This window comes from Pectobacterium parmentieri (genome assembly GCF_001742145.1).
Taxonomy (GTDB): Bacteria; Pseudomonadota; Gammaproteobacteria; order Enterobacterales; family Enterobacteriaceae; genus Pectobacterium; species Pectobacterium parmentieri.
The window spans coordinates 3815441-3831787 of sequence record NZ_CP015749.1 but is presented as its reverse complement, the minus strand read 5'-3'; the positions used below and the strand labels follow the sequence as shown (position 1 = coordinate 3831787).

Annotated in this window: 11 protein-coding genes and 4 tRNA genes; 14 read left to right on the top strand and 1 reads right to left on the bottom strand. The window is 49.8% G+C overall.

The features are described from left to right. Positions 1–219: 219 nt before the first annotated feature. The 14 genes from A8F97_RS17395 to shiA all read left to right on the top strand — a co-directional run bounded on the left by A8F97_RS17395 (position 220) and on the right by shiA (position 15949). Positions 220–295: transfer RNA gene (locus tag A8F97_RS17395), tRNA-Thr, on the top strand. A gap of 15 nt (positions 296–310) precedes the next feature. Next, a tRNA-Tyr gene (locus tag A8F97_RS17390) sits at positions 311–395 on the top strand. A 129-nt stretch (positions 396–524) separates the two neighbouring features. Further along, positions 525–599: transfer RNA gene (locus tag A8F97_RS17385), tRNA-Gly, on the top strand. A 6-nt stretch (positions 600–605) separates the two neighbouring features. Next, positions 606–681 (top strand) — tRNA-Thr (locus A8F97_RS17380). Between the two features lie 107 nt (positions 682–788). Beyond that, positions 789–1973, top strand: a complete 1185-nt coding sequence (tuf, locus tag A8F97_RS17375) for an elongation factor Tu (protein ID WP_005969581.1) — start codon at positions 789–791, stop codon at positions 1971–1973. 237 nt (positions 1974–2210) lie between these two features. Next, the gene (gene secE, locus A8F97_RS17370; RefSeq protein ID WP_012822028.1) at positions 2211–2594 is read left to right on the top strand and encodes a preprotein translocase subunit SecE; all 384 of its coding nucleotides are present in this window, start codon (positions 2211–2213) and stop codon (positions 2592–2594) included. Position 2595: 1 nt separating this feature from the next. Then, a complete protein-coding gene (gene nusG / locus A8F97_RS17365) occupies positions 2596–3141 on the top strand; it encodes a transcription termination/antitermination protein NusG (protein WP_005970339.1) in 546 nt (181 codons plus the stop codon). A 162-nt stretch (positions 3142–3303) separates the two neighbouring features. Further along, a complete protein-coding gene (gene rplK, locus A8F97_RS17360) occupies positions 3304–3732 on the top strand; it encodes a 50S ribosomal protein L11 (protein ID WP_005970337.1) in 429 nt (142 codons plus the stop codon). Positions 3733–3735: 3 nt separating this feature from the next. Continuing rightward, on the top strand, positions 3736–4440 hold the full coding sequence (rplA, locus tag A8F97_RS17355; protein ID WP_012822029.1) for a 50S ribosomal protein L1: 705 nt from the start codon (positions 3736–3738) through the stop codon (positions 4438–4440). Between the two features lie 317 nt (positions 4441–4757). After that, complete coding sequence (rplJ, locus tag A8F97_RS17350) at positions 4758–5255, top strand: 50S ribosomal protein L10 (protein ID WP_005970333.1); 498 nt, start codon at positions 4758–4760, stop codon at positions 5253–5255. A 66-nt stretch (positions 5256–5321) separates the two neighbouring features. After that, the gene (gene rplL, locus A8F97_RS17345; RefSeq protein ID WP_014698481.1) at positions 5322–5687 is read left to right on the top strand and encodes a 50S ribosomal protein L7/L12; all 366 of its coding nucleotides are present in this window, start codon (positions 5322–5324) and stop codon (positions 5685–5687) included. A 327-nt stretch (positions 5688–6014) separates the two neighbouring features. Next, entirely contained in the window at positions 6015–10043 is a 4029-nt protein-coding gene (rpoB, locus tag A8F97_RS17340; protein WP_012822030.1) for a DNA-directed RNA polymerase subunit beta, read from the top strand. A 106-nt stretch (positions 10044–10149) separates the two neighbouring features. Further along, positions 10150–14373, top strand: a complete 4224-nt coding sequence (gene rpoC / locus A8F97_RS17335) for a DNA-directed RNA polymerase subunit beta' (protein ID WP_012822031.1) — start codon at positions 10150–10152, stop codon at positions 14371–14373. A gap of 178 nt (positions 14374–14551) precedes the next feature. Beyond that, on the top strand, positions 14552–15949 hold the full coding sequence (gene shiA / locus A8F97_RS17330; RefSeq protein WP_025920386.1) for a shikimate transporter: 1398 nt from the start codon (positions 14552–14554) through the stop codon (positions 15947–15949). Positions 15950–16017: 68 nt separating this feature from the next. On the opposite strand, the gene A8F97_RS17325 is transcribed toward shiA, so the two are convergent. Beyond that, positions 16018–16209 (bottom strand): DUF1127 domain-containing protein, encoded by a 192-nt coding sequence (locus tag A8F97_RS17325; protein WP_012822033.1) that lies wholly within the window; start codon positions 16207–16209, stop codon positions 16018–16020. Positions 16210–16347: the final 138 nt, after the last annotated feature.

Below are 16347 nucleotides of genomic sequence, written 5' to 3'. Positions count from 1 at the left end.
CCTAAAGGGAAAAAATGTATTTTTGGTGCGGAAGAATAGAGGAAAGTTTGATGATGACAGCCTCATTTTGCTGGGTGGGTTTGGTGGTTCTTTGTGCAAATTACTACTGTTACTCTAGATTTATAGCTTGATTTGGATAAAATCTAAGCGATAGCGCATTTTACGCAATTTTTTTGTTGCATCGAGCGTTCTGTCTACCTAGAATGCGCAGCACTTGAAGCCGGCTTAGCTCAGTAGGTAGAGCAACTGACTTGTAATCAGTAGGTCACCAGTTCGATTCCGGTAGCCGGCACCATCAAGTACACAATCAGGTGGGGTTCCCGAGCGGCCAAAGGGAGCAGACTGTAAATCTGCCGTCACAGACTTCGAAGGTTCGAATCCTTCCCCCACCACCAAATTCAATCCTGATAACAGGATATTCGATACGGTAGTCAGACTAGACCGGATCGACGAAGGCGGGGTCTATAATTTCTATTCCCCAATTTCAAAATCTACAGAAAAATTAGGTAGCCGAGTTCCAGGATGCGGGCATCGTATAATGGCTATTACCTCAGCCTTCCAAGCTGATGATGTGGGTTCGATTCCCACTGCCCGCTCCAAGATGTGCTGATATAGCTCAGTTGGTAGAGCGCACCCTTGGTAAGGGTGAGGTCGGCAGTTCGAATCTGCCTATCAGCACCACTTCCTTTTCCTCCTCCTGATTTTCTTTCTGTGAATAAATTCAGCAAGCTATCGCTTGGTTGATGTGGTGATACCACCGATTTATCCGTGTCTTAGAGGGACAATCGATGTCTAAAGAAAAATTTGAACGTACAAAACCGCACGTTAACGTCGGTACTATCGGCCACGTTGACCATGGTAAAACAACGCTGACCGCTGCAATCACTACCGTTCTGGCTAAAACCTACGGTGGTAACGCACGTGCATTCGACCAGATCGATAACGCACCAGAAGAAAAAGCACGTGGTATCACCATCAACACGTCTCACGTTGAATACGATACCCCGTCTCGCCACTACGCGCACGTTGACTGCCCAGGACACGCCGACTATGTGAAAAACATGATCACCGGTGCTGCCCAGATGGATGGCGCGATCCTGGTTGTTGCTGCAACCGACGGCCCAATGCCTCAGACTCGTGAGCACATCCTGCTGGGTCGTCAGGTTGGCGTTCCTTTCATCATCGTGTTCCTGAACAAATGTGACATGGTTGATGACGAAGAACTGCTGGAACTGGTTGAGATGGAAGTGCGTGAGCTGCTGTCTCAGTACGACTTCCCAGGCGACGACACGCCGGTAATTCGTGGTTCAGCGCTGAAAGCGCTGGAAGGCGAAGCTGAGTGGGAAGCTAAAATCGTCGAACTGGCAGGCTACCTGGATTCTTATATTCCAGAACCAGAGCGTGCAATTGACAAGCCGTTCCTGCTGCCAATCGAAGACGTATTCTCCATCTCCGGTCGTGGTACTGTTGTTACCGGTCGTGTAGAGCGCGGTATTGTTAAAGTCGGTGAAGAAGTTGAAATCGTTGGTATCAAAGATACGGCGAAATCGACCTGTACTGGCGTAGAAATGTTCCGCAAATTGCTGGACGAAGGTCGTGCAGGGGAGAACGTTGGTGTTCTGCTGCGTGGTATCAAGCGTGAAGAAATCGAGCGTGGCCAGGTACTGGCTAAGCCGGGTTCAATCAAGCCGCACACCCAGTTTGAATCAGAAGTGTATATCCTGAGCAAAGATGAAGGCGGTCGTCATACTCCGTTCTTCAAAGGCTACCGTCCTCAGTTCTACTTCCGTACCACTGACGTAACGGGTACCATCGAACTGCCAGAAGGCGTAGAGATGGTCATGCCGGGCGACAACATCAAAATGGTTGTTACCCTGATCCACCCAATCGCGATGGATGACGGTTTGCGTTTCGCAATCCGTGAAGGCGGCCGTACTGTAGGCGCGGGCGTTGTTGCTAAAGTTATCGCTTAATCGCTGATAACGTTTGACGCGACACGCGATAAAAGGGCATCATTTGATGCCCTTTTTCTACGCTGTCATGGTAGAACCTATCTCATCAGCGATTGTGCGGTATAATCATTGGTGAGATAGGCTCTGTAGATACGGCGTAAATACCGAATTATTCGTTCTACAGAACATCTTTCGGTTTGGTTGCTCCGTGGTTGCGGGGCAAAGTTATTTGTCTGAATCATTGTGACAGGTTGGTTTATGAGTGCGAATACCGAAGCTCAGAATAGTGGGCGTGGCCTGGAAGTGATTAAATGGCTAGTAGTCGGTGCCTTGCTGGTTGTTGCGATTGGCGGCAATTCTTATTACCGCGAATTTAGTCTTCCTCTGCGTGCATTGGCCGTTGTTATCCTGATCTGCGCGGCCGGTGGCGTGGCGCTTCTGACCACGAAAGGCAAAGCAACCGTAGCGTTTGCTCGCGAAGCACGTACTGAAGTGCGCAAAGTAATTTGGCCGACTCGTCAGGAAACGTTACACACCACGTTAATCGTTGCCGCGGTGACTGCCGTGATGTCACTGATTTTGTGGGGGCTGGATGGTATTCTGGTCCGTTTGGTATCGTTTATCACTGGCCTGAGGTTCTAAGATGTCTGAAGCTCCAAAAAAACGTTGGTACGTCGTTCAGGCGTTTTCTGGTTTTGAAGGCCGCGTAGCGCAATCGCTGCGTGAGCACATCAAACTCCATAACATGGAAGAACTGTTTGGCGAAGTCATGGTCCCCACTGAAGAAGTTGTTGAGATCCGTGGTGGTCAGCGTCGCAAGAGCGAGCGCAAATTTTTCCCTGGCTATGTTTTGGTACAGATGGTGATGGAAGATGCGAGTTGGCATCTTGTACGTAGTGTGCCTCGTGTTATGGGGTTCATTGGTGGTACATCCGACCGTCCTGCGCCAATTAGTGACAAAGAAGTTGATGCGATTATGAATCGCCTCCAGCAAGTTGGTGACAAACCTCGTCCGAAAACGCTGTTTGAACCAGGTGAAATGGTCCGCGTTAACGATGGCCCATTTGCTGACTTTAACGGTGTTGTTGAAGAAGTGGACTATGAGAAGAGCCGCCTGAAGGTGTCTGTTTCTATATTTGGTCGTGCAACGCCTGTTGAGCTGGACTTTGCCCAAGTTGAAAAAGGCTAATAGCCTGACAAAATTTGCTGAAGATAGCGACTTGCCTATGGCGCGAAATTAACCTATAATTTCGCGCCTTTTGTTTTTCAGTTGCCCTAACGGCGGCTGATACGTAATACAAACCACGGGGAGCCTTTTACTAGGCGCTATTACCCAATCGAGGAAAGCTAAATGGCCAAGAAAGTACAAGCCTATGTCAAGCTGCAAGTTGCGGCTGGTATGGCTAACCCGAGCCCACCAGTAGGTCCGGCTCTGGGTCAACAAGGTGTTAACATCATGGAATTCTGTAAGGCGTTCAACGCTAAAACGGAAAGCCTTGAGAAGGGTCTACCGACTCCAGTTGTTATTACCGTTTATTCTGACCGTTCTTTCACCTTCGTTACCAAAACGCCTCCAGCAGCAGTTCTGCTGAAGAAAGCGGCTGGTATCAAGTCTGGTTCCGGCAAGCCGAACAAAGACAAAGTAGGTAAAGTAACGAGCGCTCAGGTTCGTGAAATCGCAGAAACTAAAGCTGCGGACATGACTGGTTCTGATGTAGACGCCATGGCGCGCTCTATCGCAGGTACTGCTCGTTCCATGGGCCTGGTAGTGGAGGATTAATAAATGGCTAAGCTGACCAAGCGCATGCGCGTGATCCGTGACAAAGTTGATGTAACTAAACAGTATGACATCAACGAAGCTGTTGCTCTGCTCAAAGAGCTGGCCACTGCTAAGTTCGTAGAAAGTGTAGACGTAGCCGTTAACCTCGGTATCGATGCACGTAAATCTGACCAAAACGTTCGTGGTGCAACCGTTCTACCTCATGGTACCGGTCGTTCTGTTCGCGTTGCTGTCTTCACCCAAGGTGCAAACGCTGAAGCTGCTAAAGCTGCTGGCGCTGAATTTGTGGGCATGGAAGATCTGGCTGATCAGATCAAAAAAGGCGAAATGGGCTTTGACGTTGTTATTGCATCTCCAGATGCAATGCGCGTTGTTGGCCAATTGGGCCAGGTTCTGGGTCCACGCGGCCTGATGCCAAACCCGAAAGTGGGTACTGTAACCCCTAACGTTGCTGAAGCAGTTAATAATGCTAAAGCTGGTCAGGTTCGTTACCGTAACGACAAGAACGGTATCATCCATACCACTATTGGTAAGGTTGATTTCGATTCTGGCAAATTGAAAGAAAACCTGGAATCTTTGCTGGTTGCGCTGAAAAAAGCAAAACCATCTCAGGCGAAAGGCGTGTACATCAAGAAAGTTAGCCTGTCTACCACTATGGGCGCTGGCGTTGCTATCGACCAGAGCGGTTTGAACGCTGTGGCTAACTAATAGCTTTTGTTCCGCTTTACTCGGGTGTGGGATTTGCCTATAATTTTACGCCCGTTGTTCCTTAAGTGGATCGACGCAAGAATTTTTCGGTTGGAGCCTGGCCTATCCAGGCCTCCGTCCAAGACCGCAGGTGTTTCGTAAGAAACTTAATTCTCCTGCGTAGACGGTGACAGAGCCTAAATAACGTTTTTCTTTTTTATAAAGAATAATTTTTTACTGGATTCTGCTCACCGTGTTTCAACGCTTATCTCTAATTTTGGCGATAGGTGAAGTGAGTTCCGGAGAGTTTCTCCGGCTAAATCCAGGAGCAAAAGCTAATGGCATTAAATCTTCAAGACAAACAAGCAATTGTTGCTGAAGTCAGCGAAGTAGCCAAAGGTGCGCTGTCTGCGGTTGTTGCGGATTCTCGCGGCGTTACCGTTGATAAAATGACCGAACTGCGTAAAGCAGGTCGTGAAGCTGGCGTTTACATGCGTGTTGTTCGTAACACCCTGCTGCGCCGCGTCGTTGAAGGTACTCAATTTGAGTGCCTGAAAGACACGTTTGTTGGTCCGACCCTGATTGCATATTCTTTGGAACACCCGGGCGCTGCTGCTCGTCTGTTCAAAGAATTCGCGAAAGCGAATGCAAAATTTGAGGTCAAAGCTGCAGCCTTTGAAGGTGAGCTGATCCCGGCGGCTCAAATTGACCGTCTGGCAACGCTGCCGACTTACGAAGAAGCACTGGCACGTCTGATGTCGACCATGAAAGAAGCCGCTGCTGGCAAACTGGTCCGTACTCTGGCTGCTGTTCGCGATGCAAAAGAAGCGGCGTAATAGCACTTTCTTTTCTAACGCACTTGCTAACGTATAAACTATTTCTGATTCTTAGGAACTATTGTTATGTCTATCACTAAAGATCAAATTCTGGAAGCAGTAGCAGCTATGTCTGTAATGGATGTTGTTGAACTGGTTTCCGCTATGGAAGAAAAATTCGGTGTTTCTGCTGCTGCTGCTGTAGCTGTTTCTGCTGGCCCGGCTGAAGTTGCAGAAGAAAAAACTGAGTTCGACGTTGTGCTGAAAGCTATCGGCGCTAACAAAGTTGCTGTAATCAAAGCTGTTCGCGGCGCAACTGGTCTGGGCCTGAAAGAAGCCAAAGATCTGGTTGAATCTGCTCCAGCAGTTATGAAAGAAGGCGTGAGCAAAGATGACGCTGAAGCACTGAAGAAATCTCTGGAAGAAGCTGGCGCAGAAGTTGAAGTTAAATAAGCCAACCTTTCAGGTTGCAGCCTAATTTATTAGGCTGATGGCTGGTGACTTTTTAGTCACCAGCCTTTTTGCGCTGTAGGGCATCAATGGGATTTCACACTGTTTAGCCATTGATTTCTCCCAATATTTTTTTCTATTGACGACTTAATATACTGCTTTCCAGCATAGGCTCCTTGCCTAAGCAAGAGCAACGAAATGGTTTAAGAGTAATAGAAAGACGTATTACGGAAAGTTCTCTATTTTCCGACCAACGTAAATAGTGTTGCATGAACTGTCCTTGTTAGGACAGACAGAGTGGTTCGACTTGTCAGCTAGCTGAGGAACCCTATGGTTTACTCCTATACCGAGAAAAAACGTATTCGTAAGGATTTTGGTAAACGTCCACAAGTTTTGGACATACCTTATCTCCTTTCTATCCAACTTGACTCGTTCCAGAAGTTTATCGAGCAAGACCCGGAAGGCCAGCACGGTTTGGAAGCTGCATTCCGTTCTGTTTTCCCCATAAAAAGCTATAGCGGTAATTCAGAGCTGCAATACGTTAGCTATCGCTTAGGCGAGCCAGTATTTGACGTTAAAGAATGTCAGATCCGCGGTGTGACGTTCTCTGCGCCGCTACGCGTTAAACTGCGCCTGGTGATCTACGAGCGCGAAGCGCCTGAAGGCACCGTTAAAGACATCAAAGAACAAGAAGTTTACATGGGCGAAATTCCGCTCATGACTGATAACGGTACCTTCGTGATCAACGGTACTGAGCGCGTAATCGTGTCTCAGTTGCACCGTAGTCCAGGTGTGTTCTTCGATAGCGACAAAGGTAAAACCCACTCTTCAGGTAAGGTGCTGTATAACGCACGTATTATTCCTTACCGTGGTTCCTGGCTGGATTTCGAATTTGATCCGAAGGATAACCTATTTGTCCGTATCGACCGTCGCCGCAAATTGCCTGCGACTATTATCCTGCGCGCGCTGGGTTACTCTACCGAACAGATTCTCGATCTTTTCTTCGATAAAATTGTCTATGAAATCAATGGCAATAAATTGCAGATGGATCTGGTTCCTGAGCGCCTGCGTGGTGAAACTGCATCGTTTGATATCGAAGCGAACGGTAAAGTTTATATCGAAAAAGGTCGCCGCATCACTGCACGTCATATCCGTCAGCTAGAGAAAGACGATATTGAGCGCATTGAAGTGCCTGTTGAATATATTGCTGGCAAAGTACTGTCCAAAGATTATATCGACGAGAGCACTGGTGAACTGATCGGCGCAGCCAACATGGAGCTGTCGCTGGATCTGCTGGCTAAACTGAGCCAGTCTGGTCACAAGCGTATTGAGACCCTGTTCACCAACGATCTTGATCATGGTGCATACATGTCTGAAACCGTGCGCGTCGATCCGTCAAGCGATCGTCTGAGCGCGCTGGTTGAAATCTATCGCATGATGCGTCCTGGTGAGCCACCAACGCGTGAAGCAGCAGAAACGCTGTTCGAGAACCTGTTCTTCTCTGAAGACCGCTACGATCTGTCTGCGGTTGGCCGTATGAAGTTCAACCGTTCTTTGTTGCGTGACGAGATCGAAGGTTCCGGTATCCTGAGCAAAGATGACATCATCGAAGTGATGAAGAAGCTCATTGATATCCGTAACGGCAAAGGCGAAGTGGATGATATCGACCACCTCGGCAACCGTCGTATTCGTTCCGTTGGCGAAATGGCAGAAAACCAATTCCGCGTTGGTCTGGTGCGTGTAGAACGTGCTGTAAAAGAGCGTCTGTCTCTGGGCGACCTCGATACGCTGATGCCACAAGACATGATTAACGCCAAGCCGATTTCGGCTGCCGTGAAAGAGTTTTTCGGTTCTAGCCAACTGTCACAGTTTATGGACCAGAACAACCCACTGTCTGAGATTACGCACAAACGTCGTATCTCTGCATTGGGCCCAGGTGGTCTGACGCGCGAACGTGCTGGCTTTGAAGTTCGTGACGTACACCCGACGCACTATGGTCGTGTTTGTCCTATCGAAACGCCGGAAGGTCCGAACATCGGTCTGATCAACTCCCTGTCCGTTTATGCACAAACCAACGAATACGGTTTCCTTGAAACCCCATATCGTCGCGTGCGTGAAAACGTGGTTACGGATGAGATCCATTACCTGTCTGCGATTGAAGAAGGTAACTTCGTTATCGCCCAGGCAAACACCAATTTGGACGAAGAAGGCCGCTTCATCGACGAACTGGTTACCTGCCGTAACAAAGGTGAGTCCAGCTTGTTCAGCCGCGATCAGGTTGAATACATGGACGTTTCCACACAGCAGGTGGTTTCCGTCGGTGCATCCTTGATTCCGTTCTTGGAACACGATGACGCCAACCGTGCCCTGATGGGTGCGAACATGCAACGTCAGGCTGTTCCAACTTTGCGCGCTGATAAGCCGCTGGTTGGTACGGGTATGGAACGTGCTGTTGCGGTTGACTCCGGTGTAACTGCCGTAGCCAAACGTGGTGGTACAGTACAGTACGTGGATGCATCTCGTATTGTAATCCGTGTTAATGACGATGAAATGTATCCGGGCGAAGCCGGGATCGACATCTATAACCTGACCAAATATACCCGTTCTAACCAGAACACCTGCATCAGCCAGATGCCGTGTGTGTCTTTGGGTGAGCCGGTAGAACGTGGTGACGTTCTGGCAGATGGTCCGTCCACCGATCTGGGTGAGCTGGCGCTGGGTCAGAACATGCGCGTGGCATTCATGCCATGGAATGGTTACAACTTCGAAGACTCCATCCTCGTTTCCGAGCGTGTGGTTCAGGAAGATCGCTTTACGACCATCCACATTCAGGAACTGGCCTGTGTGTCTCGTGACACCAAGTTAGGGCCTGAGGAAATTACTGCGGACATCCCTAACGTGGGTGAAGCAGCACTTTCCAAACTGGATGAGTCTGGCATCGTTTATATCGGTGCAGAAGTCACCGGCGGTGACATTCTGGTTGGTAAGGTAACGCCGAAAGGTGAAACCCAACTGACACCAGAGGAAAAACTGCTGCGTGCGATCTTCGGTGAGAAAGCGTCTGACGTTAAAGACTCTTCTCTGCGTGTACCAAACGGTGTTTCCGGTACGATTATCGACGTACAGGTCTTTACCCGCGATGGCGTGGAAAAAGACAAACGTGCGTTGGAAATCGAAGAAATGCAACTGAAGCAGGCGAAGAAAGACCTGACTGAAGAGTTGCAGATTCTGGAAGCGGGTCTGTTTGGACGTATCCACGCAGTGCTGGTTTCTGGCGGCGTAGAAGCTGACAAACTGGACAAACTGCCGCGTGAGCGCTGGTTGGAACTGGGTCTGACTGATGAAGAGAAACAGAATCAGTTGGAACAGCTTGCAGAACAGTATGATGAGCTGAAGCACGAGTTTGAGAAAAAACTCGAAGCGAAGCGCCGTAAAATCACCCAAGGCGATGATCTGGCACCGGGCGTGCTGAAAATCGTTAAGGTTTATCTGGCTGTTAAGCGTCAGATTCAACCGGGTGACAAGATGGCAGGTCGTCACGGGAACAAAGGTGTTATCTCCAAGATCAACCCGATCGAAGATATGCCTTACGATGAGAACGGTACGCCGGTCGATATCGTACTGAACCCGCTGGGCGTACCTTCACGTATGAACATTGGTCAGATTCTGGAAACCCACTTGGGTATGGCTGCAAAAGGTATCGGCGAGAAAATCAACGCCATGCTCAAACAGCACGAAGAAGTGACTAAGCTGCGTGAATTTATCCAGAGAGCCTACGATCTGGGCGACGATGTGCGTCAAAAAGTCGACCTGAGTACTTTCTCCGACGAAGAAGTTATGCGTCTGGCTGAAAACCTGAAGAAAGGTATGCCAATTGCAACGCCAGTATTCGACGGTGCAAAAGAGAAAGAAATCAAGGAACTGTTGCAGATGGGCGGTATCCCTACCTCCGGTCAGATTACTCTGTACGATGGACGTACTGGTGAGCAATTTGAGCGTCAGGTTACAGTGGGCTACATGTACATGCTGAAACTGAACCACTTGGTTGACGATAAGATGCATGCCCGTTCCACCGGTTCTTATAGCCTGGTTACTCAGCAGCCGCTGGGTGGTAAGGCGCAGTTCGGTGGTCAACGCTTCGGTGAGATGGAAGTGTGGGCGCTGGAAGCTTATGGTGCAGCTTATACCCTGCAAGAAATGTTGACCGTTAAGTCTGATGACGTGAACGGCCGTACCAAGATGTATAAGAACATCGTGGATGGCAATCATCAGATGGAGCCAGGCATGCCGGAATCCTTCAACGTATTGTTGAAAGAAATCCGCTCGCTGGGTATCAACATCGAGCTGGAAGAAAAGTAATCCCAGCTCGTTGTATCGCTGGCATTCGTCATAGGGACACCTGAACGTTGTTTTTAACGGCATGGTTCAGGTGTCTATCAGGTCTAACTCCGACAGGAGCCAATCCGTGAAAGACTTATTAAAGTTTCTGAAAGCGCAAACTAAAACCGAAGAGTTTGATGCGATCAAAATTGCTCTGGCTTCGCCAGACATGATCCGTTCGTGGTCTTTTGGTGAAGTTAAAAAGCCAGAAACCATCAACTACCGTACGTTCAAGCCTGAACGTGACGGCCTTTTCTGCGCCCGTATCTTTGGGCCAGTAAAAGATTATGAGTGCTTGTGCGGTAAGTATAAGCGCCTGAAACACCGTGGTGTTATTTGTGAGAAGTGCGGCGTTGAAGTAACCCAAACTAAAGTACGTCGTGAGCGTATGGGTCACATCGAGCTGGCTTCTCCGACTGCGCACATTTGGTTCCTGAAGTCACTGCCTTCCCGTATCGGTTTGCTGTTAGATATGCCGCTGCGTGATATTGAGCGTGTGCTTTATTTTGAATCTTATGTCGTTGTTGAAGGTGGCATGACCAACCTTGAGCGCCGTCAGATCCTGACTGAAGAGCAGTATCTGGATGCGCTGGAAGAGTTCGGTGATGAATTCGACGCGAAAATGGGTGCCGAAGCGATCCAGGCTCTGCTGAAGAACATGGATCTGGAGCAGGAATGCGAGCAACTGCGTGAAGAGCTGACCGAAACCAACTCCGAAACCAAACGTAAAAAGTTGACCAAACGCATTAAGCTGCTGGAAGCGTTCGTACAGTCTGGTAACAAGCCAGAGTGGATGATCCTGACCGTTCTGCCGGTACTGCCGCCAGATCTGCGTCCGTTGGTTCCGCTGGATGGTGGTCGTTTTGCGACTTCCGACCTGAACGATCTGTATCGTCGCGTGATCAACCGTAACAACCGTCTGAAACGCCTGCTGGATCTGGCTGCGCCAGACATCATCGTACGTAACGAAAAACGTATGTTGCAGGAAGCGGTTGATGCGCTGTTGGATAACGGCCGTCGCGGTCGTGCGATCACCGGTTCTAACAAACGCCCTCTGAAATCTTTGGCCGATATGATCAAAGGTAAACAGGGTCGTTTCCGTCAGAACCTGCTCGGTAAGCGTGTTGACTACTCCGGTCGTTCCGTAATCACCGTTGGTCCATACCTGCGTCTGCACCAGTGTGGTCTGCCGAAGAAAATGGCACTGGAACTGTTCAAACCGTTCATCTACGGCAAGCTGGAACTGCGTGGTCTTGCTACCACCATTAAAGCTGCCAAGAAAATGGTTGAGCGTGAAGAAGCCGTCGTATGGGATATCCTGGACGAAGTTATCCGCGAACACCCAGTACTGCTGAACCGTGCACCAACACTGCACCGTTTGGGTATCCAGGCATTTGAACCGGTACTGATCGAAGGTAAAGCGATCCAGTTGCACCCACTGGTTTGTGCGGCATATAACGCCGACTTCGATGGTGACCAGATGGCTGTACACGTACCGTTGACGCTGGAAGCCCAGTTAGAAGCGCGTGCGTTGATGATGTCGACCAACAACATCTTGTCCCCTGCGAATGGTGAGCCAATCATCGTTCCTTCTCAGGACGTGGTATTGGGTCTGTATTACATGACGCGTGACTGTGTTAACGCCAAAGGCGAAGGCATGGTGCTCACGGGTCCTAAAGAAGCTGAACGCGTTTATCGTGCCGGCCTGGCCTCTCTGCATGCGCGCGTTAAAGTGCGTATCACGGAAGAGATCAAGAGCATCGAAGGCGATGTTACGCATCAGACGTCGATTATCGATACGACTATCGGCCGTGCCATCCTGTGGATGATCGTGCCGAAAGGTCTGCCGTACTCGATCGTTAACCAGCCTCTGGGCAAGAAAGCGATCTCCAAAATGCTGAACACCTGTTACCGCATTTTGGGTCTGAAGCCGACGGTTATCTTTGCTGACCAGACTATGTACACCGGTTTTGCTTACGCGGCGCGCTCTGGTGCTTCCGTAGGTATCGATGACATGGTGATCCCGGAGAAAAAAGCCGAGATTATCGAAGAAGCAGAAACCGAAGTTGCCGAGATTCAGGAGCAGTTCCAATCTGGTCTGGTTACCGCGGGCGAACGCTATAACAAAGTGATCGATATCTGGGCTGCGGCGAACGAGCGTGTTGCGAAAGCGATGATGGAAAACCTGTCCGTTGAGGATGTGGTTAACCGTGATGGCGTAGTTGAGCAGCAGGTTTCTTTCAACAGCATCTTTATGATGGCCGACTCCGGTGCGCGTGGTTCTGCGGCACAGATTCGTCAGTTGGCGGGTATGCGTGGTCTGATGGCGAAACCAGATGGTTCCATCATCGAAACGCCGATCACCGCAAACTTCCGTGAAGGTTTGAACGTACTCCAGTACTTCATCTCAACGCACGGTGCACGTAAAGGTCTGGCGGATACCGCACTGAAAACGGCAAACTCCGGTTACTTGACGCGTCGTCTGGTTGACGTTGCGCAGGATCTGGTTGTGACCGAAGACGATTGTGGTACCCATGAAGGTATCATGATGACGCCGGTTATCGAGGGTGGTGATGTTAAAGAGCCACTGCGTGAGCGCGTACTGGGTCGTGTAACGGCTGAAGACGTGATCAAACCGGGCACCGCGGATATTCTGGTTCCACGTAACACGCTGCTGAACGAGCAGTGGTGTGACATGTTGGAAGAGAACTCCGTTGACGCCGTTAAAGTACGTTCAGTGGTAAGTTGCGAAACCGACTTTGGCGTGTGTGCCAATTGCTACGGTCGCGATCTGGCTCGTGGTCATATCATCAACAAAGGTGAGGCTATCGGGGTTATCGCGGCACAGTCCATCGGTGAGCCAGGTACACAGTTAACCATGCGTACGTTCCACATCGGTGGTGCGGCATCGCGTGCGGCTGCTGAGTCCAGCATTCAGGTGAAAAACAAAGGTAGCCTGAAACTGAGCAACGCGAAGTTCGTAATGAACAGCAACGGTAAATTGGTTATTACTTCACGTAATACTGAACTGAAGCTGATCGACGAATTCGGACGTACTAAAGAAAGCTATAAAGTGCCTTACGGTGCGGTGATGGCGAAGGGTGACGGCTCAGAAGTTAGCGGTGGCGAAACCGTCGCAAACTGGGATCCGCATACCATGCCAGTGGTGACCGAAGTGAGCGGTTTCATCCGCTTTGCTGACATGATTGACGGTCAGACCATTACTCGCCAGACCGACGAACTGACTGGTTTGTCTTCTATCGTCGTTCTGGATAGCGCAGAGCGTACTGGTAGCGGTAAAGACTTGCGTCCAGCACTGAAAATCGTTGACGGTAAAGGTGAAGATGTACTGATCCCAGGTACTGATATGCCTGCTCAATACTTCCTGCCAGGTAAAACGATTGTTCAGTTGGAAGATGGAGTGCAGATTGGTGCCGGTGATACATTGGCGCGTCTCCCTCAGGAATCCAGTGGTACCAAGGATATTACCGGTGGTCTGCCACGCGTAGCCGACCTGTTTGAAGCACGCCGTCCGAAAGAGCCGGCAATTCTGGCAGAGATCAGCGGCATCATTTCCTTCGGTAAAGAAACCAAAGGCAAGCGCCGTTTGGTAATTTCTCCGTTGGATGGTAGTGATGCTTACGAAGAGATGATTCCGAAATGGCGTCAGCTCAACGTGTTCGAAGGTGAAGTTGTTGAGCGTGGTGACGTTGTTTCCGACGGCCCAGAGTCTCCGCACGATATCCTGCGTCTGCGTGGCGTACATGCAGTAACGCGTTATATCACCAACGAAGTTCAGGAAGTTTACCGTCTGCAAGGCGTTAAGATTAACGATAAACACATCGAAGTTATCGTTCGTCAGATGTTGCGTAAAGGCACCATCGTTAGCGCGGGTAGCACGGAGTTCCTGGAAGGCGAACAGGCAGAAGTGTCTCGTATCAAGATTGCCAACCGTCAGTTGGAAGCGGATGGCAAGATCACGGCAACGTACAGCCGCGATCTGCTGGGTATCACCAAAGCATCTCTGGCGACCGAGTCCTTCATTTCTGCGGCATCGTTCCAGGAAACCACTCGCGTACTTACCGAAGCCGCTGTTGCGGGTAAACGTGATGAACTGCGTGGCCTGAAAGAGAACGTTATCGTAGGTCGTCTGATCCCAGCGGGTACGGGTTATGCGTACCATCAGGATCGTATGCGCCGCCGTCAGGCAGGCGAAGCGCCTGTCGTGCCTCAAGTGAGTGCCGATGAAGCTTCTGCTAACTTGGCCGAACTGCTGAATGCAGGCTTTGGTAGCAGCGACGACGAGTAAGTCTCTTTACGCTGCACTATCATGCGGTAAATAATAAAAACCCCGGCTATCATGGTCGGGGTTTTTTTATAGCGCACATCCCTGTGCGCTACCTAAAGGCCGTCGCAAGCGACGTTAAAAATTTCTTCCTGAAATTTTTTGTTGTACAGTAGTGTAAAGTAAATAGAACGGAACCGACATGGACACCTCAACTACGCCAACTCTCTCACAACCTGGCGGCTCTTTACCCCATCAGGATGACTCTCTTCCCTCTGATAAAACCCTACAAACACAGTTAGAAAGCCATTCTCAACATCGAGCGAAACGCGCAGCATGGGGCAGTTTTGTGGGTGCGGTTGTTGATTGGTACGATTTCTTGCTGTACGGAATTGTTGCCGCTCTGGTATTTAATACCGAATTTTTTCCGCAGGTCAGCCCGACGATGGGGACGTTGGCGGCATTTGGTACGTTCGGTGTGGGTTTCCTGTTTCGCCCGTTAGGCGGTATGGTATTCGGTCACTTTGGTGACAAGCTGGGCCGTAAACGGATGTTGATGATTACGGTCTGGATGATGGGTATTTCCACTGCATTGATTGGACTGTTGCCGTCGTTTGATTCCATTGGTTGGTGGGCGCCGGTGCTGTTGGTTATGCTGAGAGCCATTCAGGGTTTTGCGGTCGGTGGCGAATGGGGCGGGGCGGCACTGTTGGCGGTAGAGAGCGCACCGAAGAAAAAGAAAGCTTTTTACAGCAGTGGCGTACAGGTTGGTTTTGGTGTGGGCCTGTTACTGGCAACCGGTTCGGTCTCGGTGGTGAGCAATTTGACCACCAATGAAGAATTTACCACTTGGGGATGGCGTCTGCCGTTCTTATTCAGCCTGATTTTGGTTGCTATCGCCTGGTGGGTACGTAACGGGATGGATGAGTCTCAGGAATTTGAGGCGAATAAAACTCTGGGTGATAGAGCAAAAAAACTGCGTTCGTTCCCGATTATGGACGCACTGCGTCAGCATCCGAAAGCCTTTCTGCTGATTATTGCGTTACGGCTTGGTGAACTGTTGACGATGTATATCGTCACCGCATTTGCACTCAATTACTCGACCACCCATCTTGGCTTATCGCGGGATATCTTTCTGAATATTGGACTGCTGGTGGGGGCGATCAGTTGCGTGTCCATCCCTTTCTTTGCTTATCTGGCGGATAGCTTTGGCCGCCGTCGCATCTATGTGACTGGTGCGTTGATTGGAGCGGTGAGTGCCGTGCCATTCTTTATGGCGTTGGAAAGCCATAACACGCTGATGATTCTGTTCTTTGCCATCATGCTGGCGAATGCTGCTCACGATATGATCGTTAGCGTACAGCAACCGATGTTTACCGAGCTATTTGGTACGGCGTATCGCTATAGCGGGGCTGGCGTGGGTTATCAGGTTGCCAGCGTGGTCGGCGGCGGGTTTACGCCTTTTATCGCTGTTCTGCTGGTGGAGTTCATGGATGGCTCATGGCACGCGGTGGCGGCCTACCTTGCCATCGGCTGCTTACTGTCTGCGATTGTCGGGATGCAGATGAAAGCAAAATCGGCGGATGACTTACCTCGTTGATCTTTTTATCTTGCCGATACAAGCGCAATGCCTGTATCGGTGATATTTCTCATGTTTTTAGCGCTGTGCTATCTGAATCGATCAAGATCGCTTCGCTTCAGTCCGATATCCTTAAGCCCGTTATCACTCATATTCTGTAGTATCTTCAGCGTCTGTGCCCTTACCCGCCAGGCTTTCCACAAGCGGTACGGCAAAATCAACATTAGCCAGAACGGTGACTCGCGGAACGGTTTTTGTGATCGATTTTCATGAAATTCCATATTTTCCCCCTCGCCAGTGAATGATCGCTATGATGAGGTGAAAGGTATTTTCAATACAGACGCAAAAAATCCATTTTTTTAGCATACAGATTGTGTGATATTGCATCTGAATGGTAATTTTTATTTTAATCTGTACTG

Bases quoted from the DNA above. Each gene is read 5' to 3' on its own strand.
- tuf (WP_005969581.1), top strand. From the start codon at position 789: ATGTCTAAAGAAAAATTTGAACGTACAAAACCGCACGTTAACGTCGGT.
- secE (WP_012822028.1), top strand. From the start codon at position 2,211: ATGAGTGCGAATACCGAAGCTCAGAATAGTGGGCGTGGCCTGGAAGTG.
- nusG (WP_005970339.1), top strand. From the start codon at position 2,596: ATGTCTGAAGCTCCAAAAAAACGTTGGTACGTCGTTCAGGCGTTTTCT.
- rplK (WP_005970337.1), top strand. From the start codon at position 3,304: ATGGCCAAGAAAGTACAAGCCTATGTCAAGCTGCAAGTTGCGGCTGGT.
- rplA (WP_012822029.1), top strand. From the start codon at position 3,736: ATGGCTAAGCTGACCAAGCGCATGCGCGTGATCCGTGACAAAGTTGAT.
- rplJ (WP_005970333.1), top strand. From the start codon at position 4,758: ATGGCATTAAATCTTCAAGACAAACAAGCAATTGTTGCTGAAGTCAGC.
- rplL (WP_014698481.1), top strand. From the start codon at position 5,322: ATGTCTATCACTAAAGATCAAATTCTGGAAGCAGTAGCAGCTATGTCT.
- rpoB (WP_012822030.1), top strand. From the start codon at position 6,015: ATGGTTTACTCCTATACCGAGAAAAAACGTATTCGTAAGGATTTTGGT.
- shiA (WP_025920386.1), top strand. From the start codon at position 14,552: ATGGACACCTCAACTACGCCAACTCTCTCACAACCTGGCGGCTCTTTA.
- A8F97_RS17325 (WP_012822033.1), bottom strand. From the start codon at position 16,209: ATGGAATTTCATGAAAATCGATCACAAAAACCGTTCCGCGAGTCACCG.